The sequence below is a fragment of the Agaribacterium haliotis genome (assembly GCF_002312815.1).
GTDB classification, from domain to species: domain Bacteria; phylum Pseudomonadota; class Gammaproteobacteria; order Pseudomonadales; family Cellvibrionaceae; genus Agaribacterium; species Agaribacterium haliotis.
The window spans coordinates 39,379-64,674 of the sequence record NZ_NKQJ01000002.1; the positions used below are offsets into that span (position 1 = coordinate 39,379).

Annotated in this window: 19 protein-coding genes; 11 read left to right on the forward strand and 8 right to left on the reverse strand. The window is 49.6% G+C overall.

The window, feature by feature from the left end; genetic code table 11:
- The gene (bioB, locus tag CFK45_RS03060) at window positions 1-1,032 is read right to left on the reverse strand and encodes a biotin synthase BioB (protein WP_096084954.1); all 1,032 of its coding nucleotides are present in this window, start codon (window positions 1,030-1,032) and stop codon (window positions 1-3) included.
- Window positions 1,033-1,128: 96 nt separating this feature from the next.
- Between bioB and CFK45_RS03065 the strand changes: the two genes are divergently transcribed.
- Both CFK45_RS03065 and CFK45_RS03070 read left to right on the forward strand, forming a co-directional pair.
- Window positions 1,129-1,839 carry a ComF family protein gene (locus tag CFK45_RS03065; protein WP_096084955.1) on the forward strand — a complete coding sequence of 237 codons (711 nt, stop codon included), beginning with the start codon at window positions 1,129-1,131 and terminating at the stop codon, window positions 1,837-1,839.
- Window positions 1,840-2,189: 350 nt separating this feature from the next.
- Entirely contained in the window at window positions 2,190-2,411 is a 222-nt protein-coding gene (locus CFK45_RS03070; RefSeq protein WP_096084956.1) for a hypothetical protein, read from the forward strand.
- A gap of 53 nt (window positions 2,412-2,464) precedes the next feature.
- On the opposite strand, the gene htpX is transcribed toward CFK45_RS03070, so the two are convergent.
- The gene (gene htpX / locus CFK45_RS03075) at window positions 2,465-3,355 is read right to left on the reverse strand and encodes a protease HtpX (protein ID WP_096085211.1); all 891 of its coding nucleotides are present in this window, start codon (window positions 3,353-3,355) and stop codon (window positions 2,465-2,467) included.
- A gap of 123 nt (window positions 3,356-3,478) precedes the next feature.
- Complete coding sequence (locus CFK45_RS03080; protein ID WP_096084957.1) at window positions 3,479-3,868, reverse strand: MmcQ/YjbR family DNA-binding protein; 390 nt, start codon at window positions 3,866-3,868, stop codon at window positions 3,479-3,481.
- A gap of 71 nt (window positions 3,869-3,939) precedes the next feature.
- Between CFK45_RS03080 and cysE the strand changes: the two genes are divergently transcribed.
- Window positions 3,940-4,764 (forward strand): serine O-acetyltransferase, encoded by an 825-nt coding sequence (gene cysE, locus CFK45_RS03085; RefSeq protein WP_096084958.1) that lies wholly within the window; start codon window positions 3,940-3,942, stop codon window positions 4,762-4,764.
- Between the two features lie 86 nt (window positions 4,765-4,850).
- Here the strand turns inward: cysE and epmA are convergent, their stop codons facing one another.
- Window positions 4,851-5,783 carry an EF-P lysine aminoacylase EpmA gene (gene epmA, locus CFK45_RS03090; RefSeq protein ID WP_096084959.1) on the reverse strand — a complete coding sequence of 311 codons (933 nt, stop codon included), beginning with the start codon at window positions 5,781-5,783 and terminating at the stop codon, window positions 4,851-4,853.
- A 224-nt stretch (window positions 5,784-6,007) separates the two neighbouring features.
- Here epmA and CFK45_RS03095 point away from each other — a divergent pair, with 224 nt between their 5' ends.
- From CFK45_RS03095 to CFK45_RS03110, 4 genes are all read left to right on the forward strand, one after another.
- Window positions 6,008-6,577, forward strand: a complete 570-nt coding sequence (locus CFK45_RS03095; protein WP_096084960.1) for an RNA polymerase sigma factor — start codon at window positions 6,008-6,010, stop codon at window positions 6,575-6,577.
- A gap of 10 nt (window positions 6,578-6,587) precedes the next feature.
- On the forward strand, window positions 6,588-7,550 hold the full coding sequence (locus tag CFK45_RS03100; protein ID WP_143247465.1) for a FecR family protein: 963 nt from the start codon (window positions 6,588-6,590) through the stop codon (window positions 7,548-7,550).
- A 113-nt stretch (window positions 7,551-7,663) separates the two neighbouring features.
- A complete protein-coding gene (locus CFK45_RS03105; protein ID WP_143247466.1) occupies window positions 7,664-10,510 on the forward strand; it encodes a TonB-dependent receptor in 2,847 nt (948 codons plus the stop codon).
- A 150-nt stretch (window positions 10,511-10,660) separates the two neighbouring features.
- On the forward strand, window positions 10,661-12,118 hold the full coding sequence (locus CFK45_RS03110; protein WP_096084963.1) for a Ca2+-dependent phosphoinositide-specific phospholipase C: 1,458 nt from the start codon (window positions 10,661-10,663) through the stop codon (window positions 12,116-12,118).
- A 44-nt stretch (window positions 12,119-12,162) separates the two neighbouring features.
- On the opposite strand, the gene CFK45_RS03115 is transcribed toward CFK45_RS03110, so the two are convergent.
- From CFK45_RS03115 to pepF, 4 genes are all read right to left on the reverse strand, one after another.
- A complete protein-coding gene (locus tag CFK45_RS03115) occupies window positions 12,163-14,133 on the reverse strand; it encodes a coiled-coil domain-containing protein (protein WP_096084964.1) in 1,971 nt (656 codons plus the stop codon).
- Between the two features lie 9 nt (window positions 14,134-14,142).
- Entirely contained in the window at window positions 14,143-15,801 is a 1,659-nt protein-coding gene (locus CFK45_RS03120; RefSeq protein ID WP_096084965.1) for a substrate-binding domain-containing protein, read from the reverse strand.
- 304 nt (window positions 15,802-16,105) lie between these two features.
- Window positions 16,106-16,672, reverse strand: a complete 567-nt coding sequence (gene efp / locus CFK45_RS03125) for an elongation factor P (RefSeq protein ID WP_096084966.1) — start codon at window positions 16,670-16,672, stop codon at window positions 16,106-16,108.
- A 107-nt stretch (window positions 16,673-16,779) separates the two neighbouring features.
- A complete protein-coding gene (gene pepF, locus CFK45_RS03130; protein WP_096085212.1) occupies window positions 16,780-18,675 on the reverse strand; it encodes an oligoendopeptidase F in 1,896 nt (631 codons plus the stop codon).
- Window positions 18,676-18,900: 225 nt separating this feature from the next.
- Between pepF and epmB the strand changes: the two genes are divergently transcribed.
- From epmB to CFK45_RS03150, 4 genes are all read left to right on the forward strand, one after another.
- Window positions 18,901-19,908, forward strand: coding sequence for an EF-P beta-lysylation protein EpmB (gene epmB, locus CFK45_RS03135; RefSeq protein WP_096084967.1), 1,008 nt, complete (start codon window positions 18,901-18,903; stop codon window positions 19,906-19,908).
- Window positions 19,909-20,087: 179 nt separating this feature from the next.
- Window positions 20,088-21,767 carry a PilZ domain-containing protein gene (locus CFK45_RS03140; RefSeq protein ID WP_143247467.1) on the forward strand — a complete coding sequence of 560 codons (1,680 nt, stop codon included), beginning with the start codon at window positions 20,088-20,090 and terminating at the stop codon, window positions 21,765-21,767.
- A 92-nt stretch (window positions 21,768-21,859) separates the two neighbouring features.
- Window positions 21,860-23,950 carry an EAL domain-containing protein gene (locus CFK45_RS03145; RefSeq protein WP_096084969.1) on the forward strand — a complete coding sequence of 697 codons (2,091 nt, stop codon included), beginning with the start codon at window positions 21,860-21,862 and terminating at the stop codon, window positions 23,948-23,950.
- Window positions 23,951-24,099: 149 nt separating this feature from the next.
- The gene (locus tag CFK45_RS03150) at window positions 24,100-25,296 is read left to right on the forward strand and encodes an acetate/propionate family kinase (RefSeq protein ID WP_096084970.1); all 1,197 of its coding nucleotides are present in this window, start codon (window positions 24,100-24,102) and stop codon (window positions 25,294-25,296) included.

The following is a 25,296-nucleotide window of genomic DNA, read 5'->3' on the forward strand; positions in this document are numbered from 1 at the left end:
TTAGTTGGCCGCCTCGTAAAACATGGCATTTGCCTGAGCCACAGCTTTGACAGGCTGCTCGGCCTTTACTTCTAACTTCTCGGGCCTAATACCCAGGCGCCGAAACAGCGCCATATCTTTATTTTCGTCTGGGTTGGCAGTAGTTAGCAGTTTCTCGCCATAGAAAATTGAGTTGGCTCCGGCCATAAACGCCAGTGCTTGGGTCTGCTCGTTCATTTGCTCGCGCCCGGCGCTCAGGCGTACATGAGACTTGGGCATCATCAGGCGAGCAACAGCGATACAGCGAATAAAATCAAATGGATCGAGATCCGCCTGCTCGGCAAGCGGGGTGCCTTCAACACGAACCAACTGGTTAATCGGCACGGATTCAGGCTGCTGTTCCATATTCGCCAACTGGAGCAAAAGGCCAATGCGATCGCTTTTTTCTTCCCCCATGCCAACAATGCCGCCAGAACAGACATTCATACCGGCCTTGCGCACATTTGCGAGGGTATCGAGGCGGTCTTGGTAAGTCCGTGTTGTGATGATGTCACAATAGAACTCAGGCGAGGTATCGAGGTTGTGGTTGTAGTAGTCGAGCCCGGCATCGGCGAGGTTCTGAGCCTGTTGCGTATCGAGCATGCCTAACGTCATACAGGTTTCCATGCCGAGGCTTTTTACCTCTTTTACCATGTCGACAACGATTTCCATATCGCGTGCGCGCGGAGAACGCCAGGCAGCGCCCATACAAAAGCGAGTCGCGCCAGCGGCTTTGGCCTCTTTGGCCTCTTCGATCACCTTGGCCACGGCCATCAGTTTCTCTTTCTCTAAACCGGTATTGTAGCGAGCACTCTGCGGGCAATAGGCGCAGTCTTCGGGGCAGGCACCGGTTTTAATTGAGCACAGAGTTGAAACCTGTACTTCGTTGGCCGCAAAGTGCAAGCGGTGCACACGCTGAGCCTCAAACAATAAATCGTTAAAAGGCAGGTCAAATAGGCGCTCAACTTCTTCGCGACTCCAGTTGCTGCGCACGGTGCCAAGCTCAGCTTGCATAGCTCTCTCCACGGAATAAGGACTAAAATCAGAGCAGCGAACTCTAGGAGGGCACCCGCCCTCTGTCAACCCGAAACGGAATTTCAGGTTTACAGCGTGAACAAACAACGGATTCTAGAAGCTATTCGCAGCAGTGTTGATTACCTGCTGCCCAACCAATGCCTGCTCTGCAAGCAGACAAGCTCAGCGCTCATCTGCCCTCACTGCGCTGCAGACCTGCCGAGCATCAAACACGCCTGCTCAATTTGCTGCCTACCCCTGCAAACAAAGGCCAAATTCTGCCGGGAGTGCCTCGCCGGCAGTCACAATTTTGACCGCGCCCGATGCGCTTTTAGCTACGAAAAAAGCGTCAGCGAACTCATCCATCAGTTTAAAAGCCGGGCCAATGTGCCGCTTGGCCTTTGGTTAAGTGAGCAACTGAGCCAGCAGCTCGACAGCCGCCTGATCGACGCCGTTGTTGCGGTTCCCCAACACTGGCGCCGGCGCCTGCAACGGGGCTTTAATCAAAGCGAAATTATCGCCGGGCACCTGGCCAAAAAACACAGGCTCGCCGAGCTCAAGCTCTTTAAATGCCATAGCCACAGACAACAAAAACAACTTAAGCGCCAACAGCGCCTATCAACCGAAGGCAAAAACTACCAACTCAAATTACAACCGCAACCCGGTCTGCGCCTGGCGCTTGTCGACGATGTGCTGACAACCGGAGCAACGGCCAACGAGCTGAGCAAGCAGCTTAAACAGGCCGGCTGTGACTATGTCGAAGTATGGACCTTGGCGCGCACGCCAAAAAGCTCAGGCCGGCCTTAGCAATACTGTCGATTAATTTAACAGCCGAACTTTTTTTACTGCCAGCAATCTAACAAGTGCTACTGAGAAGCAAGCGCTAACCTATGATCAAAAAGTACTAAGGCCAGTATTCGAACGACCGATTTAATCTGAAAACACCTTAGAAAACGTCATAAAACTGCGCTTGAATGCAATGACCGTCGCCACTTTTGACAGTCTGAATAAAAAGCATATTAAGGTCTGACGACAAAGCGCTGATTCTCTTAGCTTTTTAAAAAGCGGCACGGCAATAGCTTATCAAGCTTATGCTCTATCCCAAGCAACAAAAAATGAAACTGCTGCCACGAGCGAGGGTTTCAAGGAAGGTAATTATGCAGACAAACTATTGGAGAAAACTCTTAAGTCTATTTGGCGCCGCAAGCTTACTTGCAGTCAGTACTATTCAAAGCGCCTTTGCCGACGTCGCCGACGGAGCCAAAAAGCAGGCTCAAGCGATGGACAGCGGCGAACTGATGCACGCATTTTTGTTTTTTCTTGTTGTTGCACTGATTGTTGCAGTTAGCCGTATTAAAGGCCAACAAAAACACAGTTAGTAGCCAGCAATAAATCGTAAAAAAGGCGCTTTACGCGCCTTTTTTATTTTTACTTACGAGGTTTGCAAAGCTGCAATACGCCGCTCTAAAGGCGGGTGGGTCGCAAACAGAGCCTGAAAGCCTGTAGTAAAACCCGAACTAATGCCAAAGGCTCGCATCGCATCGGGCATCTGATTGGGCACGTGGGCACGCGTCTCTTCTTGCAGGCGGCGCAGCGCGGCAATCATCGACTCCCGATCCGCTAATTGCGCACCGGCAATATCTGCGCGGAACTCTCGCTTGCGACTAAACCAGGCCACAATAATATTGGCGAGAAAAGCCAGCACAACCTGAGCCACCATCGTTGTCACAAAATAACCAATGCCATAACCGCGCTCATTTTTAAGGATCGCACGATCGACAACATGGCCAATAATTCGCGCGAAGAACATAACAAACGTGTTTACAACACCCTGCACCAAGGTCAGCGTAATCATATCGCCATTGGCGACATGACCAATTTCATGGCCGAGCACTGCGCGAATCTCATTTTTGTTAAAGCGCTGCATCAAGCCGGCACTCACCGCAACTAGAGCGTTATTGCGATTTGCGCCGGTAGCAAAAGCGTTGCTCTGCTGAGCAGGGAAAATACCAACTTCCGGCATACCTATGCCCGCGCGCTGACTCAGGTCGCGAACCGTCTCGAGTAACCAGCGCTCTTCAGGGTTGCGCGGATTATCGATTATTTGCACACCCGCGGTTTTTTTCGCAATCCACTTCGACATAAACAGCGAAATCAGCGAGCCGCTAAAACCAAATACCGCACACATAACTAGCAGTGCCTGTACATTCAGGTCGCTGCCATTTTCGGCCAATATGGTATTGACCCCGAGCAGGTTCAAAACCACACCTGCAACAATTAACACAGCAAAGTTGGTCGCCAAAAACAAACCAATGCGTTTCACCTTAACCTCCAAGAAAATAATAACGCTCCCAACAGATATGGAGCCTCAACAAGCAAATTCAAGCACCGGGTTTAAGCGGAGTGCGCTTCACAGCCTTGCCTAGTTTACGTCCAATAGCCAAGGCTATTTTTTAAGCAACTGCTCGCCGTATAAAGCAATAAGGGCCTCGCGTTCTTTTTTACGCAAACCTTGAAGCACCAGCGCGTAACTGTGATCAACTTGGCGCTCAAACTCCGACAGCGGCAGTGAAGCGTCAAGCAGCACCGTATTCCAGTGTTTTTTATTCATATGATAAGCCGCAATCACGGCTTCAAAGACATCCCGAAGTGCCTGCGCCTCGCCGGGTTCACACTTCAAATTGACCGCAGCGCGGCCCTTAAAGTTCGACATAAATAGCGCAAACATTTTGCCCCGTATACGCCAGACTTCGGTTTCCGGGCCAAAAGGAAAGTCGCTCTGGGCTTCGGGCTTGGCGGCAATATAGTTGCGACACAGTGTTGCATAGTCAGACATAGACTATTTCATCCCTTTAAAAGCGTAAGTAAAGGCCCAATAATAACGCTAGTTACCTAAGGAATAGCACCATGTCTGTACAAGCCGTACCCACCAGCGTCGGCAGCGACCCCGTTTGGCAGCGTATTCGCGATGAAGTGCGTGAACAGGCCGAGCAAGAACCCGCGCTCGCCAGCTTTTTACACGCCACCATCCTCAATCACGACACGCTCGAATCTGCTCTGAGCTTTCATCTGGCTAACAAGCTGGCCAACCCCGCTATCAGCGCGTTGCAGATTCGCGAGATTATCGAAGACGCAATGAAACGCGACTGCGGCATCAGTACGGCCGTGCGCGCCGACATTAAAGCCGTATTCGACAGGGACTCGGCCTGCGATAGCTACAGCATCCCTTTTTTGTACTTTAAAGGTTTTCAAGCTCTGCAGGCCTACCGTATTGCCCACTGCCTGTGGCTCGGCGGGCGCAGCTCGCTAGCGCTGTTTTTACAGAGCCACATCAGTATGGTCTTTGGTGTAGACGTACACCCGGCCGCGACAATCGGCAAAGGCCTGATGTTTGATCACGCCACCGGCATTGTTATCGGCGAAACCTGCGTCATCGAAGACGATGTGTCGATTATGCAAAATGTCACACTCGGTGGTACCGGCAAGGTCGGTGGCGACAGGCACCCCAAAGTGCGCCGCGGTTCACTGATTTCAGCCGGGGTTAAGGTTCTCGGCAATATCGAAATAGGCGAAGGCGCTAAGGTCGGCGCGGGTTCTGTCGTACTCGACGACGTACCGGCTCATACAACAGTTGTCGGCGTGCCCGCAAAAGCGGTTGGCGTGCCCAAGAGCCAGGCTCCGGCACTGGAAATGAACCAGTACATCAACTGTGACTGCGACGACCTCGACTAGGGCCTTTGCCGCGCCCAAGCATCGGGCACAAAAAGTGAGTTCGGCTTCATAGCTGAGCTCGAATTAACCCAAGAAGCGCAGCGCAATTAAAAGCTGCGCTGTTTGGCGATGCTATCCAGGCCCAACAGCGCCATTACCAAACGATCGACACCAAGTGCCACGCCCGCACAATCTGGCAGCCCCTGCTCTAACGCGGCAATAAAATACGGGTCAATATCCCGCTCAGGTTTGCCCAAACTGCGGCGTTTAGCATTATCGCAGGCAAAGCGCTGGCGCTGCTCATCCGCATCACACAGCTCCCAATAACCATTTGCCAACTCAACACCGTCTATAAAACACTCAAAACGCTTAGCGACTTTTTGCCCCGCTTTATTAAAACCCAAACGAGCAAGGGCAGCCTGGCACTCGGGGTAGTCATAGACAATATGCAAACCCTGCCCTAACTGCGGCTCAACCAAGTGACTAAAAATTAGATCGAGCCAACCGCTTTTATCATCCTGCCAATTTACATCGAGCTGCTCTTTGGCCAAGGCCTCAAGCTGTTTGGCGTCGGCGCTGTGGACATCGATGGAAAAAAGTTTCTCAAACAATTCAGCGTAACTCGAACGCGTAACAGATAAATCCGGCTTTAACAGTAATAACAATTCCGTTATTTCACCAATTAAGGCAGTATCATCATAATCGAGCCGATACCATTCGAGCATGGTAAATTCAGCCTCGTGTAAGCGCCCGCGCTCATCGGCACGAAAGGCTTTGCCAAGTGAATAAACACTACCGCTACCACTGGCCAGGGCTCTTTTCAAATAATACTCGGGCGAGGTTTGCAGCCACTGCTGCTCGCCGTTCACACTGACATCCAGCGCATCCAGCCACGGATCGCTGACGCTGTACTTCGCCAACACCGGTACTTCTAACTCGAGTACATTTTCCCGGGCAAAAAACTGCCGAATAAGATGTAAAATTTTTGCTCGCTGCTGCAACACAGAAATATCTGCACTAAGCCGCCATACCTCGGACATAAAAACCTCAAATCAAACCACAAAAACATGTGCCAGCCTGAGCCGACAAATCTAAGCCTGCAACCCTAAGCCTGTAAACTTAAGCCGCAGGCGCAATAAAGTATGAGCTCGCGCAGCTTTTGAAACAGCATCTATAAGTTATCACTAAATCGTCATAAATACCGTTTAACTTTGCCGCCAATCGTTGTAGTGCGAAGCGGATGCGCATGTGATTGAGAAAAAATATGAAAAATTCACTGCCCAGCGCCGCACTGTTTTCTCGAAGTTTGCTTCGATCAGCGCTCACAACAAATAGCAGCAGCCAGACTCAAGCCGGTATTGAAAGGCTCTACCAGAAGCACTGGACTGGGCTTTGCCGAAGCTTGCGCAAAGTTTACGGTGAAGGCCCACCCGACGCAGAAGACTTAGCACAAGAAGCCTTTACAAAATACATGCGCATGGCCGACACCAGCCATATCGAAGAACCGCGCGCCTTTTTATTGAAAATAGCAATTAACCTCGGGCTGAAATCCCTGCAAAGGCAAAGTCGATCGCAGGACTACGTCAATAAACTGATCGAATATGAACGAGAGCAGGTTGAAGAGCGATGCCCCGAGCGTGTTGTTGCGGCTAGGCAAAAAATAAAGTCAGTTGAAAAAAATATGCGCAAGTTAAGCAAAAAACAGCGCGAACTGATATTGCGCAGCCGAATCAAAGGGCAAACCTATGCCCAAATTTCCGAAGCTACAGGCTGGAGCGCTGCAGATATCAGCCGCCAATTAAAAGCCGCACTGGCTGTGCTTGAAACACAGTGAGGATGCAAAGATGAATCAACAAGTCATCAAACAGCAAGCCAGAGACTGGGTATTGCGCATAAACATGAACGGCCTGGACGAGCGCGAGCAACTCGAATTCAATACCTGGATTCACCAGAACCCCAAACACCAACAAGCTTTTTCAAAAACTGAAGAAACCTGGAAGGCTATCGGCTACGGCGACGAACTGGAGCGATATATCGCCAGCACTGATTTCACTTCACGACAAACCCCATTCGTTAAATACGGGCTAGGCCTCGCTGCGGCAGCCTGTATTCTCATGTTAATTTCGCCTTTTATTTTTAAGCATCACAACCACAGCGAAACGTTTATCTCCAACCATCACGGCAACAGTGAATATTATCTAAAAGATGGATCACGATTGCGATTAAGCGGGGATAGCCAAGCGACAATGCGCTGGTCGAAATCAAGTAGAGAACTCACCCTAGATAAAGGCAGCATCTATATTGAGGTCGAGCACAATACCCAAAAACCTTTCATTGTACACAGCCACCAACATCAAATTATCGTCGTCGGCACGGCCTTTGAGGTTCAGCAATCTCCGTCGGCAACCCAAATATCGGTCACTGAAGGCCGGGTTAAAATTGAGAAGCCAAAAGCATTTTTATGGAGCAAAAAACACACTGCCGATACACTCGAGGCAGGGCAGCAGCTTAAGTTACACACAGATGGAAATAAAGGGAATATTCGCCCTTTTGACAAGAACAACAAACTAGCCTGGTTAAATGACAGGCTAAGTTATGAACACGAAAAACTCGAACAGATCATCAATGACATCAACCGCTACAGCCACAAGAAATACTTTATTGAAAACAATAAAATAAAGAACATTAATTTAACCTTGTCATTCAAAACGGATCAGGCAGATGCCGCTATAAAAGGCATCGCAGCAAGCCAGAACCTAAGCTTAATCCATCGATCTGGACAAATAGTCATTTCCCACCCCAGATAAATTATGACAAAAATGAAATATTAAATTTTCGTTAAAAGTAAGATATTCCTGAAATATTTTTTGCGCTAACGCCTCTTTGAAAGAAACCAATACTGTGCTTTTTGGAGATCACAATGTTACGTAAGCGCTCATCACACACTTTAAAGCAAGCCCGGCTTGCCTTATTACCTCTGGCCATAGCCAGTTCTGTCGCACTCGCGCAGCTCAACGACAAAAACTATCACATCGAAGACCAAGCCTTAGGCAAGGCGCTAAACCAGCTGTCCCAGCAGAGCGAACAGATAATTATCGCTCCCGGCGATTTGGTATCGGGAAAGCTTTCTCCAAAAGTTGAAGGCCATATGAGCCTAGAACAAGCACTGGACACCATGCTTAAAAACAGTGGCTTACAGTATCGCAGCGATAGCAGCGGCGCAATTATTATAGAAAAATCCACGCAGGCAGCGAAAAACCAACAGCAAGCTGTACAACAGCCAGCGGTTGAGACAATGATTGTAAATGGTCGCTACTCGGCCTCATTGAACCGATCACTTGAAAGTAAACGTGAAGCAAATACAGTTGTTGAGGTTATTAGCTCAACAGATATTGGTAAATTCCCAACCGAGAATGTCGCCGAAGCCTTACAGGTTGTTCCCGGCGTACAAATTAGTCGCAATCGCGGCGAAGGCCTATTTGTCAGTGTGCGCGGACTAGGCCCGGACTTTCAAGTAGCGCAGTTAAATGGCCGCAATATTGCGATAAACGAGAATGTCGAAAATAGCGGCCAGCAGGGACGCTCGTTCCGCTTTGATGTATTGGCCTCCGACCATATTGCAGGCATTGAAGTCATTAAAGCTCCAGAAGCACGCCATGATGAAGGCGCAATTGGCGGAATTATAAATGTTAAAACCTTTAGGCCGAGCGACTTAGGTAAAACCAACGCACTGACCGCCAAAATCAGCCACTCCGATTTCGCAGACACTACCGACCCTCGGATTTCAGGCCTGACAAGCTGGACAAATACAAGTGAGAGCTTTGGCGCTTTATTTTCAGCAGCTTACAGCCAGCGCCATATTCGCCAGGATAGAGCCTTCACGTTTAATTGGATTAAAGGTCAGCTCCAGGACCAAAACGGCGATGATAGCTACAAGGATATTTATGCCCCCCAGCGCAACCGCCCTACGCTTGAGCAACAAGATCGAGAGCGAGTCTCAGCATCACTCAGCCTGGAGTGGCAGCCCACAGATAATTATCGAGGCAATATCGATACCTTTTGGTCAAACTACACTGTTGATTTTGACGAAATAGGGCTGGATCTTGGAATTAACGGCAACGCCTCAGATGCAATTATTTCAGGTGATTCAATGCTCGCAGCTAAGGCCAGTAATACCGGTATACAGCTATCGCGCGAAACATCTAAGGCTGCACACGAAAATCTATCTATCGGCACCGACAACCAGTGGCTGCTTGATCGCTGGACCCTGGATCTAAACTTATCGTACTCCAATGCAGAAAGTAACACCGACGAACCTATTCGCCGCACCCGCTTGAGAACCTTTGATGAACTCAGCTTTGATTATCGCGCAGGCTATGAGAGTGGCCCCGATTTATCTACCCCTGTAGACCTGCTCGACCCGGCGAGCTTCCCCGGGCGACGCATTGAATACCGGCCGATCAATGTACAAGATAGCGATAGCAGCATTCGTTTTGATGCATTGTACGAGCTAGAAGGCCTGTTTACCGGTCTGCGCACAGGTTTTAGTTACCGAGAACGCTCTCGGGATTACAAACGACAAGATATTCGTGTATCACTCGACAACCGCATTTTTGATTTATCGTATTTTGATGCTTTTCCTGTCTCTGACTTCTTATCTGAAACCGATGGCAATTTCCCCCGCGAGTTCCTGGTGCCAAATTCAGATAAATTCTTTGACGAATATTTTACCGAACAGTACGCCTCTCAACCTATAAACGATAACGACCGCCGCCGCTCCTACAAAGTAGATGAAGATATCTCTGCGGTTTACGCGCAAGGTGACTTTGATTCAGACAATAGCACTCTTCCTTTTTACGGAAATCTTGGCTTGCGCTACGTCAAAACCGTTCAAAAACCTTCAGGCCTGCAGTTGATTGACGGTGTTGGAAAAGAAGTATCATTTACCAACAGCTACTATGACCCGCTGCCTAGCCTAAACGTAAACTTCCGCCTGCAAGATAATTTATTACTGCGAAGCGCAGCTGCAAAGGTTATTTCCCGTCCGGCCCTAAATCAGCTTACTCCCGGCTTGAGCGTCAATACAGACTCACCTACGGCGCAAGGTGGCAACCCTCTTCTTAACCCATATAAAGCGCTGCAGTACGATGCTTCGATAGAGTGGTATTTTGACGACTCAGCTTTATTAAGCACCGGTGTTTTCTATAAAGACATTCAAACTTTTATTTCTTCCGTATCAAAAAGTGTCGTCATTGGTGGCGAAGATATCGTACTCAGCGCACCGCTGAACACCGGAGAGGGCAGCATCAGCGGCTTTGAATTTAACTATCAACAAGTATTTTCCAAGCTTGCCTACCCGATGAATGGACTCGGGTTGCAGTTTAACTATACCTATGCCAACGGCAGTGTCGAAGTAAACGAGGACGATATTCTCGTAGAGCAAGACATTGGCGGCCTATCCGAGAATAGCTTTAATTTAATTGCGTTTTATGAGATCGGCAATTTCGCTTCGCGCATCGGTTACAACTGGCGCGATAAATACTTATTAGACAACGGCGTTGGCATCGTCTCCGATGAAACCCAAGCTGCGTTTGGCACCGTAGACGCCAGCATAAGTTACGATATTAACGACATATTCTCAGTCTCGCTCGAAGGCGTAAACATCACCAACGCCCAGCAGAAAACCTACTTTGACGATGAAAATCGAGGCGGCCGTATCGATACCTACGGCAGCCGCTATATTGTCGCTATTCGCAGTAAATTCTAGTTACCCCACAGTGCACATGGACGTGCACTTTTTCCATAACCAATAGACGCTGAAGCAAAAGGAATATTGGTCAGCAAGGCAAAACATCAACAACATTTTCTCTAACACAATTGCGTCATCTCACCATTAAATACTCATTCGGGAGTAATTATGAAGATAGTAACTTTACTGTTAACGCTGTTTGTTTCATGCCACAGCCTCGCACTTAACTACAACGAGGTTCAGCAAAAATCCTCACACAATAGTTATGGGCGCGACGAAGGCATTTTAGATCAACTGATTTATCACCGCGTAAGATCAATTGAATTCGACTTATACAGAAGTAAAATTGGCAGACCTTCTCTACAAGACAACTGGTACGTCTACCACACCCCGGTGTTTGACACCAAAACCAATTGCGATACATTTAAAAGCTGTCTGAAAGAACTTCAGACCTTTGATAGGCTTCACCCTCAGCACGAAGTTGTCACGGTGTGGTTTGATATTAAAGACGGCTTTAGTGGCGCCAAATCACCGGAGGCACTTGATCGTTTAATTACACAATATATTGATAGAGAAGACATACTCAAACCCCAAGACCTGTATCGCGCCTGTCCAGGCGCTTCAAATCTAAAGCGCAGCGTTAGCCAAGGTTGTTCATGGCCCAATCTGAATCAGCTAAAAGGCAAGTGGATCTTGGTCTTTACCGATACCAGCTACGCTTCCAACAGGCCATATAGGCTTGGTTTTAGCTCCGCCGCCGTCGACAGAAAAAGTCAGGTCGACAGTTCAAGTAAAATCTTTTTTAATACCGGATCAAGCGATACATCACTGTTTAAATACGTACAGCAAAAGGGTTTTGTCGTTCGCCGCTACGTAGTTGATGGCGACAATGGCTTTAACAACTCACTACTTGCCGGAGCTCACCATATCGCCACCAATAAGATCAACTATCACAAAGATTCTTGGTCGCGCACGCACAACGGCAAAGGCTGGCCCTTTGAGTGTTTTAGTAAAAGCTGTACTAATCAACAAGAAGACGCCAACATCCTCAGAGTTTCAGTAAATTCCGAAGATATTTGGGGAAGTAGAGATAACTTCAGTTTCTTTTATCTAAATAGAGCCTCTAGCAACAGCCGCTGGATCAGTGGTATTCATACAGCAAGTAGCCATGTTGATAAATTTGCCAAAGGCTGTGTAATGGCACGTAGTGAGCTAAGCAACAACAGCCCCTACTTTGCTGTGTGTCGACCGGCTGACGACAACCCTCTCAGAGTTCAGTGGCGCGACTCTTATGCAGGTGGAACTCAAAGTAGAAGTGTGACTATTTCCGGCGCATCGGGGATAAGTCAAAAAGACTTAAGTTTTGTCAAGTTAGATATCTATGACGAAGGGCGTTGTGCCGTTGCCTTTGGTTCCCGGGATGGGCGTGAGTGGACTAAGATCATGTCCCGCTGCTTTTCAAACAGGCTAAGTTATCAGGGCCTTGCCGCAAGCTCTCACGGTAACAACAACATAAACATGCTGTTTTCGGATTTAAAGCTTTGGGGCTCAAGCGTAAACAGTTCTCAACTTAAAAAAGCAAACATCGGCACAGTCAGATCAGCTTCGATTAGCAATCACCCATAGTTTTTAATGAATAGCTGATCACCGGGCTTACTATCGAACGGTGATCAGCTTATATTGTCAAGCGCTTTTAGAATCAGTAGGAATTTCTTCTTCATTTTTAGTTTTTGTTTTTTCTCTCCCTGAATTTCTTCTAGAACTTGCTGCTCCAGATTTTTAAACGACGCAATATGCGCACCGCTCAAGCCCTTCGCTCGCGCCAGGCCTTGCACCTGTACAAAACCACTCGACACACTCTGTTCAGTTCTGTCACACATCCTATCCATAGATTGGTCAATTTCGTGCGCAAGTTTTTTGATCGAGTTGCTCGACTCATCAATCTGGCGGCGATAATGTTTTATTTTCTGCTCACTTTTCATTTTACCAAGCAACTTGTCGGTGGCCTTTATTATCTTCAAAACTTCTGTAACCGAATCTGGGTCTATCGCGCCGCTGGCGCTACTTAACTTGCCAGAAATATTTACGTGGTGAAATTTAACAACATTCTTTTCGAGACGAGCATCCACCTCGTCTAATTGCATATTGGTAATTAGAGTTTTTTCACGGTTGTTAATATGTTGTTCCGGGTCGATATCCAAGTTTCGCCCCTCACCCTTTACAATCAAACCTACCTTCCACCCCAAGTCGTTGAGTGTCTGATAGGTAGACAAAGACACATCTTCCACTGAACTGGCATCTAAGCATTCAAGCATGTAGTTCATCAGGCTTTGATGTAACTGTTCACTGCGCTTATGGCTATCCGTTTCTTTCCTTAGGTGGTCAATGGTTTGCTCCATTTCTTTTAGACTCTGCTCGTGCAGAGGTTCTTTTTTTAACTCCTCAATTGACTGATTTTTCTGCTCTTTATACTTATTTCTCAAGCTCTCTAGCTCTTTTTCTAGTGTGTCAATACAGTTTTCGGCATCTTTGAGCTGGCTTTTCACCAATGATACGGCCGCCTGCTTTTGCTTATCTTCTTGCTCGAGCATGCGTTCATGATCGGTCTCCGATGCTGGCGCGTCGCGTTGATCTTCGTTGCGAAGCTCCATGCGACTTAAGTTCTCTTCAAGATCCAAAATCAAGTTGCGTTGGTCTTTTATAATTGATCGCAAGCGGTTTATCTCGCGCTCACTTTCTTCTTGAATTTGCTCAGAGAGCTCGGCCAGTTCCTCGCCGACACCGCGCCCATCAAAGTGTTCACCCTCGCCAACACGAATATTATTGATACGATCCTGGCCATCTTGAATACGGAAAAGCTGATGCTGACAGCGGTTCACACCATCTCTCATCTCATTGCTATTTCGCTGGAACTGATCGGCGGAGTCAAAGGCCAGTTGTTGATGCTGCAGCTGCTCAACTTTTGCTTCGGCATCCTCTAAAGATTGCTTAAGCCTTTTTAAGGCCGCATGACTGGCAACGGAGTAATCTCTATGCATGCTTGCACCTTGCATAATCTTTCGGTGCGATGCGCTGTTAAGCCGCTGATATAAACGATCTAATTTTTGGCTGTGCTCGGCAATTTTTCTCTTGTCGCTGTTACCACTGTGACAAGCTTGCTCAAATGCAGCCAAACCACTTAAAACTCGCTCGGCACTTGGGCTAACTGGGCTGCGAGAAACCAGTTCGCGAATATCTGCGACACGTTTAAGAAGATAAGTATCGTCTGCTTTTTTCGATCTGGATTCGGCTTGTGAAAAAATTTTAAGTAAAGCTTTTAACTTAATCGACAACAGCTGCCAGTAAGCCTCGCTGTCTTCACCTCGATCAAGCGCCTTGGCCTCTATACTCAAGTAAGCCTCTCGAATGCGCGCGCACTGTTTATCTAATAAATATCGCTGATTGTTCTGATGTGCACTTTTGCTTTTTTGAGCCTGCTCCCTGCAATACTTTTGAACAAGGTTCGGCGCGTTTTTGTCAGCAATTTTTTTCCGGACCCGCCTGACACTGTGCTCAAAGATAAAGCGCAGATTAATCAGTATACTGAGCATCAGTAGCGCAAGTAAGATATACGCGAGATCGCTAGCCCCGGTCGCATTCATGCCGCAAGCCTAGGTTGCCGGAGAAAGGCGAAGCAACGCAGCATCAACAGCAAGATCATATTTGCCCTCAATGGAATAACCGGCGTAACTCTTATTTTTATGCAATAAACGTATTTTTATCTCAAACTCCTTTTCCTGAACCGCTAACAAGGCCTCACTGAGCGCGGCCTCGTCGTCGGGGTGTATCCTATCGATCAGATCCATGTGCTGATAGATGTTTTGCTCTAGCTCTGAATTGAAACCCAGTAAATTTAACGCATCAATATTCCACCTTGCATCGTTGCTATCTGGTATCCAGGTAATGCTTCCAACGCCTGCGTCCTTCATTTTTGCCGCGCTTTGTACTTGCGGCGAACGTTTTTTATAAGCCCTCATGACCAGCTGCGTAATAACAGCATCAATGTAATCACAAAAAGCAGAAAAACTACTTGGGCCTTCGCCAATGCGGCTATCACCATAGATGCTCAAGACCCTCCAGGGCTGCCCCTTAAGAAAAATGGGCACATGTATACAACTGTCATAGCGCTGATAATCAAGCTCACAAACAGGCGGAGGATAGGTTTCGGCTTCGCTTAGCGCTTCAAAGTCTTTGTTATCAAACTTCTGCACCGAGTGCGGACTAAAAACCTTGTTTACCCGAATAAATTCTTTACCCTCTTTATTTAACAAAAATCGGCCTAAACAGGCTTTTTGCATTTGCTTTTCAAACACCGGTTGCAGCATCATTAAATGATCTAAGCCACTATTAACGATCGATCGCGGCCACTCGTATAAATTAGTCAACACACTCTTCATATAGTTGGCATCGTGCAACTCAAGAAGCTCTGTGCTGGTGGCAAGGAAAGCGTTGCTCGCCTCCAAAAATTCTGAACTTGGCGTGATCAACTTCGGCTCCACCAGAAACTTGTGTTCACCTGCCCCCGCCTCCTGCTCACTTTCGAGCGCCCTAAGTGCCTGATAAGCAAAAAGGTGCAGGTTTAAATCAACCATGGTGATATCCGGCTCTGTCACAGGAACCAATGAAATAGCTTCAAAACCCACCACATCTATGCGATCGAGATCTTGCCCTGCCTCTTTTAACTGGTGCCGAAAGCCGATGCTGGTCAAGGAGCTGGCACAGATAACCCCGGTGGCTTTGCAGCCTTTGGCGACATATTCAAGCGCTGCCTCATAGCCGCCTGAAAACAAGCTGTCACTAACTGAAAACACGCAATTTTCGTCATCACCAAGGGCATTAATTTCCTGCTGGTCACAATAGGCCTCGTAGCGTTTGCGCACATCGTAAAGGCTTAAATCACCAACAAAAGCGATGTGTGTATGACCTTTTTGCAGCAAAAAATTAAATGCCATTTCTACGCCGGCAACGTTATCACTGCCGACAACGGGAATGGGCAAAGGGAAATAATCGTAAGAAATGGAGACGAGCTTTTTACCGCGTTCTAACAACGATTTGGCAAAGTCCGGGTGCACAGCATTGCGCACAACAACAATACTATCGAGCTCATCAATGTGTAAATTCGAGCGAAACTTGCCAAAACCACCGGTTTTTATAATGCAGCAGCGATAGCCCTTAAGCAGCGCATACTGCTGCAGCTGGCAGACTAGCTCTCCATAAAAAAAGCCCTGTAAATAAGGGGTGTAGACGCCAAGGGTACGCTCGTGCGCCATAACAATGTCCACATTTTCCGTGTGTAATAGGCTCAGGATAGTACAAATGCAAGACGGTGATAAAAAACGAAATAACAGCAGCGCCGGGCTGCATCGTTTCAGAGCAACAAAAAAGAAATGACGCTAAGGCTCAACAAAAGAAAAACGACACAAGTAGCTGGCGGCGGGCAAAAACTGGCGCCTAGAAGGCCTAAGTAAAACAGAATAAAGCAAACGTTCGAATAATAACTTTAGGCTGGCGCAAGCCTTAACAGCGGCCAGCCTTTGAGCGCAGTACGAGACTGCGCCCACAAGCAAAGCGCAATTATTTACCCGCGCGCCCCTGATACTCGCCAGTACGGGTATCGATGCGCAGCACTTCGCCGATGGAAATAAACAAAGGCACTTTGACAACAGCGCCGGTGCTCATGGTCGCAGGTTTAGTACCACCCTGAGCGGTATCGCCTTTTAGGCCCGGGTCGGTTTCAGTTACTTCGAGCTCAACAAAATTCGGTGGCGTGATCGACAGAGGCGAGCCGTTGTACAAGGTCACAACACACGTGTCCTGCTCTTTAAGCCACTTGGCATTGTCGCCAACCGCCTTTTCATCGGCCTGAAACTGCTCAAAAGTATCGGGTTCCATAAAGTGCCAGAATTCACCGTCGTTGTAGAGATACTCCATGTCTCTATCCATTACGTCGGCGGCTTCAAGGCTCTCACCCGATTTAAAGGTGCGCTCCCAAACCCTGCCTGTTGCCAAGTTTTTCAAGCGCACACGGTTAAAGGCCTGGCCTTTACCCGGCTTGACGGTTTCATTCTCAAGGATGCTGCACGGATCGCCGTCGAGCATAACCTTAAGGCCATTCTTGAATTCGCTAGTAGAGTACGCCATAGGGACCTCATCTGATACATATGGGCGGGCCAAAGCCGCCTTAAGAAAAAGGCGGCATCATACAACAACGGCGCCGAGAACAGAACGCCGCGCTCACTCAGGCGGGCCTAGCCCTGCTCATCGAGAATCTTCTCCATCTCATCCATAATCGCATTCATACGTGCCACCAGGGCGCGATACGGTGCAGGGGTTGCCATATCCATGCCGGTATTTTTCATCAGCTGGTAGGGGTAATCAGAGCCGCCAGCTTTAAGCATGTCGATAAACGCATCGCGGGTATCGATGTCGCCGGCGCCAATTTTCTCTGCCAAACCGGCCGCTGCGGCAATCGACGTTGCGTACTGGAAAACATAAAAATCGTAGTAAAAGTGTGGAATATAGGCCCACTCAATAGCGTAGAGATCATCGATTTCCATCACCCCCTGGTCGTGGCCGTGGTAGCGTTTGAGCAGCTCGAGGTAGATTTCACTGAAACGTGCACCGCTCATCGCCTTGCCCGCGGCAACTTCTTCGTTCACCTTCAACTCAAACTCGGCAAACATTGTCTGCCTAAAAAAGGTACCGCGCAGGCTTTCGAGACCGTTGCCAAGATAAAACAGTTTTTCCTCTGGGCTTTTTGCTTTGTTGACCATCAAATCCTGCAGCAGCATCTCATTCATAATCGATGCTGTCTCGGCGATAAACGTTGAGTAGTCGGCCGTTTCCCAGGGCTGGCTAGCGTTGGCAAGCACGCTGTGCACGGCGTGACCGTACTCGTGCGCAAAGGTCGAGGCACTTTCGTAGTCATCGTTGTGATTGAGCAAAACATAAGGGTGAACGTCGTAAGCCGCACCAAACATATAGGCGCCGCTGCGCTTACCTGGCTGCGGATAGACATGCATCCAGCGCCCTTCAATGCCGGCATCGTAGCCTGCCAGATATTCAGAGCCGAGAGGCTTCAACGCTTCGCGGGTCAGGCTGATTGAACTTTCAATACCGAAGTCTTTATCGAGGCTGACCAACGGCGGATAAATATCGTAGTAACGCATCGGCCCTTCGATATTGAGCATACGTTTGCGCAGTTCAAAATAGCGGTAGAGTGTAGGCAGGGCCGAATTGACCTCATCAACCAAGGTGCGATAGACCTGCTCGGGCATATTGTCGTTAAACAGAGCGCGCTGGACCGAGCTGTCGTAGTCGCGAACATCGGTTTCAAAAGCCAGGCTCTGCAGGTGACCACTGAGTACACTGCCGAGTGTTGCCTCGTAGTCTTTCCAGGTTGTCCAGAACTGATCAAACACTTTTGCGCGCAGCTCTCTGTCCTCGTTGCTGCGCAGCGCGCCATAGCCGGCTTGGCTCAAGATTTTTTTGTCGCCGTTGGGCAGTTCAATTTCCGGCCACGGCAGGTTGGCGTTGGCGAGTGTGCTGTAAATGCTCTGCGGCGCGGCTGAGACCTTGCCGCTTTTAGCTAAGACCTCTTCCACTTCCGCACTGCGGATATGCGGTGCCTGGCGCAGCGTATCAAACATACTGTGGCGGAACGGCTCGAGCCCGGGCTGCTCATCCATGTATTTCTCAACTTTTGCCTGGCCGAGGCTCAAAAGTTCGGGGCTGTACCAACTCGTCGCTGCGCTGAGCTCACTCATTAACATACGCGCGAGTTGGCGGCGCTCGTCGTTTTCTGCAATGCGCGTATCTTCATCCGCTTTCAAGGTCGCATAGACCAGCAACTGCACGGCGCGCTTGTAGGCGGAACTAATCGCCTTGTTTGCCGTTAACATCGCCGAGCTGCCGTTAGCTAAACTGCCTTTGTAATTTTCAAGCTCCGCTATTGCCGCTTTTGTTGCACTGTAGTTTTCTTGCCAGTCTTCGGCGCTGCTGTAAAGATCACTCAAATCCCAAATATAACGAGCATCGACAGCTTGCTCGGTTTCAGCCGGCTGCTCTTGCTTGAGTTCACCGGAGCTACAGCCGAGTGCTAAAGCCACACAACAGGCCAGGGGTAAGATTTTAAATTTGTTCATTTGTTGTTCCTTACATAAAAACAATAAGCCATTAAAACAATAAGCGTAAAAGTCAGCGGTATTGGCGCAAGCAGCAATCTTGGACACCAATCGACACCAGCTGCACAAAGGCAGCGACGAGACGGCAATAGCAAGTAGTACCGCAGTTTTAGCAGCAATACCAGCACAACGGATGCTAAGCGAGACAAGTACCGCTAAAATCTGCGTCCGCACGAGGCCCCGACAATGAATGCAATACCGCAAATACAACTGCATCCAGGCACTAGCTGGCAAGATGAACTCAAACAGCTTGTTAGCGACAGCAACGAGCTGTTTGAATTATTAGAGCTCGACCGAAGTTATTTGCCTGCCGCAAAACAAGCAGAGAAACTCTTTCCACTTCGCCTTACCCGCAGTTATCTATCGCGCATAAAAAAAGGCGATATCAACGACCCCTTGCTAAAACAAGTGCTGCCCCTGGCCGAGGAAAACGAAGCCCAGGCAAACTACGTCGACGACCCTCTGCAAGAGCGAGCCTTTAACCCGCTGCCAGGTCTTGTGCATAAATATCACAACCGCGTCTTGCTGATCACCACCAGCAGCTGTGCGATTAACTGCCGCTACTGCTTTCGCCGCAATTTTGCCTACAGTGAAAACCGCCTCGGTCAAAGCCAGTGGCAAGCCATACTTGACTACCTTAAAGATCATGACGAAGTAGACGAAGTTATCTTCAGTGGTGGCGAACCACTTTTGTTAACAAATGAACAAATTCAGCAGCGTTTAGAGCAGCTCGCGGCTATTCCCCAACTGCACCGCGTGCGTTTTCACAGTCGCCTGCCCATCGTGCTGCCATCGCGTATCGATCAGAATTTTTGCGCCACCTTGAACAGCACCCGCCTGCAATGCCTGGTTGTTGTGCACTGCAATCACAAACAAGAAATTGATGCATACGTTGCAGCAGCTTTTAGTGCATTGAGCCGGGCGGGCATAACCTGCTTAAACCAAGCCGTGTTATTAAGGGGGGTAAATGACAGCGCAAAAAGCCAAATAGAACTTAATCACAGCTTGTTTAAAAACAAAGTGTTACCCTACTACCTACACGTGCTCGACAAGGTGCGAGGTGGCGCGCACTTTGATATCGAGCTCAGTGACGCGCGAATTATTTATGAAAAAATGCGCGCCAGATTGCCCGGCTACCTGCTACCCAAACTGGTTAAAGATGAACCGGGACAGACTGCCAAAACACCACTGTGAATTTTTTGTCGAGCAGCAAAGGGAATAAAACGAGCTAAAAACCTAATGGTTTTATGCAAATTTACGGCTTGGCAAACTTTATGCTGACACAAGCAGCGCAGCTATACTCACTATAACAACACAAGCCCTCCCACTGAGGACGGCACTAACACTAGTAAAAAACGATAACGGACACACAGGTGCAAGCGCACGACCTGATGAAGTTAATTGCTCTGCCCGAGCAGAGCCTTAAAAAACTGAGCTTTTGTGCAAGCTACAAAGCCCAGCGGGTTGCCGACTGGGCCAGTTTGCTGCGCCCGACTCAGGTCGAAAAAACAGGCGCCACGCTCTACGCCGCCCTGCCTGAAGTCAACCAGTTGCGCTGCACAGCTGCGGTGCGCTTTGAGATGCTCGAAGCGCTGCGCCCCTACGTGCAAAATACGATTTTTGGCCTCAGCAAAACCTTTGTCAATCAGCCTATGCCGCTCAGTGAAGCGGCGCAAAAAAGCGCGCTAATTGCCCAGAGCCTGCAAAAATACATGGCCGATGGCTACTGCCTTGTTGTCCGCGACTTAGTTACTGCAAATAAAGTCAAAGCCAAACAAATCGAACTGCTGTGCTCCGCCTTGCACCGAGCCATCACCGGCTTTGGTTTAATTATGATGCGCGGCTTGCAAATCTATACCCCCGAGCCCGAAGGCCTGTGGTTAAACATGCACAGCCTGTTTCGCTGCGCCGATCTGTACGATTTGCTCGACGAACGTGTCAACGACCCGATTCAACGCAAAGGCAAGCTCAGCAGCATACAAAACTGTTATCTGCGCTCAGTACTGCTATCGAGCTGTAAACCGATGCAGCTGCCGCAAAAAGACATTCCCACCCTGTACGATTATTTTGGCGAGTGGGCGGCGATGGTCAGCTTCCGCCTCGACCTCAGTGACGACCCGGAATGCTTTTTTTATCTGAACCTCGATAAAGACCTCGGCCCGATTTATGAAAACCGAATTGGCGACGATGAAAAACAGCAGTTGTTGGTTGAGCTCAACTTGCGCAGCTTGACCAATCAAATAGCCAAACAAGAAAGTGACGAAGACAGCGCCGGCCAAAGTGCCGGTTTAAAAATAGGCACGGACTTTAGCCCAGCGTTGCTGCAGCACCTGCTTAGCTGTTGGAGTGGCGTGAGCCAAAGACGCCACGAGCGCCGCGGCGCAAAACTGACGGCCGAAGTCGGCGTTGGCCTTAACGACTGCCACTACTTTTGCAACAACAATCAAGACTTCAACAGTTTTATCAGCGGCCAAAGTAGCGACGAAATCGACAGTAATATCGGCGGCTTTACCCCCGCGGATAGTTTTTCAAACAGCGAGCCCAAAAGCGCTGAGCGCCCGATCTACCGCCTGGAAATTCAAAATATCAGCCAGGGTGGTTACTGCTTAGTCTGGAAAGGCAGCTCCGAGCTCAAAATTCAGGCCGGAGAAGTTATTGTTCTGCGAGAATTCGGCAAACCCAGCTGGCAGCTCGGCGTTATTCGCTGGATACGCCAGCGCCGCAGCAGCAGCCAATTTGGCTTACAGATATTGTCAGACAAAGCCGATGCTTACGGCATAGCCCAAACCTATGACATGGGCGGCTACTCAGACTATATGCGCGCCCTGCTGCTTCCGGCCGACAGTTTCAGCAAAACTGAAGCGAGCATGCTGACCGCCAGCGCCCCCTTTCGAGCTGGCGACAAAGTCAAACTGATCGATGGCGAAAAAACCTACAGTGGCAAACTCGAGAAATGCCTGTTTGCCACAAACAGTGTGCAGCAATTTAGCCTGCGCATTACGGAAAGCAAAAAGATCGACAAGCCCGCGAATGCGGGCTCAACCCGCTGGTAGACTAGTCTCAAGAAATTGATCCTGCGACTACCAGTAATAATGCATTAAACTAGCGAGCCCAATTTGGCTCCAACAAGCGAATTAAAGCAAACATGCAACAGCCCACCATACGCCTGCTTCTGATCAACGACTCGGCGGCAGAAGCCGAGCGCCTCATTAGCATGCTGCAAAACGCCGGCCGCGCCGTGCGAGCAACTCATGTCGACAGCGCCGAAGCGCTGGCAAAACTACTCCAGGAAAAAGTCTGGGATATGATGATCGCTATTGACAGCGCCGAGAGCTTGGCCCCGGTCGAAGCGATAAAAACCGTGCGCCGTCAGAACAAAGATATCCCGATGATCCTATTGAGTGACAGAGAAGGCTCGCAGCCGGCCGTAGAAGGCTTAAAAATAGGCGCGCGCGATGTCGTACAGCTCGACGAAGATCAACACCTTCTGCTGGTGATTGATCGCGAGTTAAGCAATCGCAACGACAGGGAAAAGCGCCGCATGGCCGAGCGCCGTTTTAACAACATCGCCGCGCGCAACCAGCAGCTGCTCGACAACAGCCGCGACGCCATCGCCTTTGTTCAAGACGGCATGTTTCTCTACGCCAACGAGAGTTTTGCCGAGCTGCTCGCCTATAGCGACAGAGACGATATCGAGTGCATGCCGGTCATCGATACCGTCGACAGCAAACACCACGACTTGTTAAAGGACTTCCTGAAAAACTTTGTTCTCAAAGCTGACGACGACGCCGTACAAGAACTGGAACTGACGCTGATCCAGGAAGACGGCAGCAACAAAGACGTCAACTTCACCGTGCGCAAAGATGTTTTTGATGAAGAAAGCTGTATACAACTGCTCTATCACCCCCCTAGAGGCGAAGACAGCGAAGAGCTGCAAGCACAAATTGAAGAGATCAAAAACAAAGACACCTTAACCGGCCTGTACAACAAAAATTACATGGGCCAGGTGCTTAATAGCTGCATACAAAAAGCTGCTGACAAACAGTTTAACAGCGCAGTGCTGCACATAGGCATTGACCAGTTCCAGCAAACCGTATCCGACAAGCTCGGTATCGGCTCGGTTGACAAAGCACTTGCAGCAATCGCCAAATACACCCAGAGCCAGGTGAAAAAAACCGACGTTCTGTGCCGCTACGGCGACAACAGCTTTTTACTGATCACACCCAAAATGAACGCCCAGCGCGCAGTCGAGCGCGCCAACGAAATTGGTCTTGCGCTGCGCGATCACGTTGTTAATGTCGACGGTAAAACCCTGCACTTTAACTACCATGTCGGTGTCGCGGTGATCAACGAGACCAGCGCCAATATCGACACCCCCATACAGCAGAGCCTACAAGCGCTCGACCAGGCGCGCACAAGCAACAACGGCGACACTGTTGCCGTACTCTATGAAAGCCCGGTCTCATCCGTCGAGGCCGACGGCAGTGTCAGCCTCGACGTACAAGCCGCGTTAAGCAAGGGGCAATTCCGCCTGTTATTCCAACCTATCCTAAGCCTGCGCGGCGCCGAAAAAGAACACTACGAAGTGCTGCTGCGCATGGTCAACGACCAGGAAGAAGAGATTTCACCCAACGAATTTTTGAGCCAGGCCGCCAATATTGGCGCACTGACGAAGCTCGATCGCTGGGTCATTCTGGAGGCGACTAAAACCCTCGCCGAGCACCGCAAAAACGGCTCTGAAACCATGCTTATCCTGCACCTAAGCAAACAGAGCATGCTCGACGAAAGCCTTGTGCCGTGGCTAAACGTGGTCTTTAAAACTGCCAAGTTGCCGGCCAGCTCTATTATCTTCCAGCTCAATGAAGTCGATATCAGCGATCACCTTAACGACGCGATTAATTTCTCCAAAGCCCTGGAGGCCATCGGCTGCACCGTTGCAATCAATCACTTTGGCTGTGCCCTCAACCCATTTAAAGCGCTCGAGCAAATATCGGCCAGCTACATCAAGATAGACGGCTCTTTCACGCAAGACCTGCAGGACAACGAAGAGGGTGTTAGCGCACTCAACAACCTTGTCAGCGAACTGCACCAAAAAGACAAGATCACCATCGTACCGCTAGTCGAAAGCGCCAGCTTGCTGAGCAAGTTGTGGCAAAGCGGTGTGCACTATATTCAGGGCTATTATTTGCAGGCGCCTGCTGCAAAAATGGACTATGACTTTGACATGGAAAGCTAATTTGTCGCCATACGACAACACAAATGTGACAAACTAAACGAAAATGCGTCCTATCTGCGAGTGCGCTTGACATTAGTCAAGCGCAACGCGGCGCAAAACTCTACACTAGCGTTTTCCTCCCGCCACCCTAGAGATGAAGGTAGAGAGCCTTGGCAGAATCAATTGTGCTCGTTTTGAATTCGGGCAGTTCCTCACTGAAATTTTCCCTTTTTTGCCTCAACAGCCAGCAAGCTTTGCTTAGCGGCCTCGCCGATCGTCTCGGCCAGGACGACCCAGAAGCAACACTCAGCTGGAAAGCCGACGGCCAAAAACAATCGCTGACCATCGCCGGAGCCGACCAGGCCGATGCCCTGAAAGCCCTGCTCAACTTGCTCAAAGAGCGCGGCATGGCCGATAAAATCAAAGCCTGCGGTCACCGCGTTGTACACGGCGGCGAATACTTCTACGAAAGCGTGCTGGTCGACGATCTCGCGCTCGACAAAATCAAGCGCTGTATAGAACTGGCACCACTGCACAACCCGGCCAATGCACTGGGCATTGAAGAAATGCAAAGGCTCTTCCCCGGCCTGCCTCAGGTTGCCGTATTTGATACGGCCTTTCACCAGAGCATGCCCAAAGAGGCCTACCTCTACGCCCTGCCCTATGAGCTCTACCGCGACCACGGTGTACGCCGCTACGGCGCCCACGGCACCAGCCACAAATATGTTGCGCAACAGGCCGTGAAGCAGCTCGCTTTAGACCCGGACAATCACGCCCTGGTCACGGCCCACCTCGGTAACGGCTGCTCGGCCACCGCCGTACTCAACGGTCACAGTGTTGATACAACGATGGGCATGACCCCGCTCGAGGGCCTGGTTATGGGTACTCGCAGCGGCGACATAGACCCAAGCCTGCACCAGTTTTTAAGTGAAAAGCTCAACATTGGCATCGCCGATGTCACCGCCATGCTCAACAAAAAAAGCGGCCTGCTCGGTGTCTCCGAGCTCAGCAACGACATGCGCACTCTCTGTGACGCCGCCGAACAGGGCAACGAACAAGCCGACCTGGCCGTGCACCTATTCTGCTACCGCCTGGCAAAAAGCATCTGTGCTCTGGCCATGCCGCTCGGCCGTCTCGACGCACTCGTCTTTACCGGCGGCATCGGCGAAAATGCCCTGCGCGTGCGCGAACTGACTTTAGCTCACTTGAAGTTACTGGGTTTTGAGCTCGACCCCGCCCTCAATGCGACACACGGCCGCGACAACAATGGCCTGATCAGCACTGCCACTAGCAGCAAAGCGGTGGTCATAGCCACCAACGAAGAGTGGGCCATTGCCCAAGACACCGCGCGTTTGATCGGGGGATAA

Bases quoted from the DNA above. Each gene is read 5' to 3' on its own strand.
- CFK45_RS03100 (WP_143247465.1), top strand. From the start codon at position 6,588: ATGAATCAACAAGTCATCAAACAGCAAGCCAGAGACTGGGTATTGCGC.
- CFK45_RS03145 (WP_096084969.1), top strand. From the start codon at position 21,860: ATGCAACAGCCCACCATACGCCTGCTTCTGATCAACGACTCGGCGGCA.
- CFK45_RS03080 (WP_096084957.1), bottom strand. From the start codon at position 3,868: ATGTCTGACTATGCAACACTGTGTCGCAACTATATTGCCGCCAAGCCC.
- epmA (WP_096084959.1), bottom strand. From the start codon at position 5,783: ATGTCCGAGGTATGGCGGCTTAGTGCAGATATTTCTGTGTTGCAGCAG.
- cysE (WP_096084958.1), top strand. From the start codon at position 3,940: ATGTCTGTACAAGCCGTACCCACCAGCGTCGGCAGCGACCCCGTTTGG.
- epmB (WP_096084967.1), top strand. From the start codon at position 18,901: ATGAATGCAATACCGCAAATACAACTGCATCCAGGCACTAGCTGGCAA.
- CFK45_RS03095 (WP_096084960.1), top strand. From the start codon at position 6,008: ATGAAAAATTCACTGCCCAGCGCCGCACTGTTTTCTCGAAGTTTGCTT.
- CFK45_RS03110 (WP_096084963.1), top strand. From the start codon at position 10,661: ATGAAGATAGTAACTTTACTGTTAACGCTGTTTGTTTCATGCCACAGC.
- pepF (WP_096085212.1), bottom strand. From the start codon at position 18,675: ATGAACAAATTTAAAATCTTACCCCTGGCCTGTTGTGTGGCTTTAGCA.
- CFK45_RS03120 (WP_096084965.1), bottom strand. From the start codon at position 15,801: ATGGCGCACGAGCGTACCCTTGGCGTCTACACCCCTTATTTACAGGGC.
- bioB (WP_096084954.1), bottom strand. From the start codon at position 1,032: ATGCAAGCTGAGCTTGGCACCGTGCGCAGCAACTGGAGTCGCGAAGAA.
- CFK45_RS03105 (WP_143247466.1), top strand. From the start codon at position 7,664: ATGTTACGTAAGCGCTCATCACACACTTTAAAGCAAGCCCGGCTTGCC.
- CFK45_RS03115 (WP_096084964.1), bottom strand. From the start codon at position 14,133: ATGAATGCGACCGGGGCTAGCGATCTCGCGTATATCTTACTTGCGCTA.
- CFK45_RS03070 (WP_096084956.1), top strand. From the start codon at position 2,190: ATGCAGACAAACTATTGGAGAAAACTCTTAAGTCTATTTGGCGCCGCA.
- efp (WP_096084966.1), bottom strand. From the start codon at position 16,672: ATGGCGTACTCTACTAGCGAATTCAAGAATGGCCTTAAGGTTATGCTC.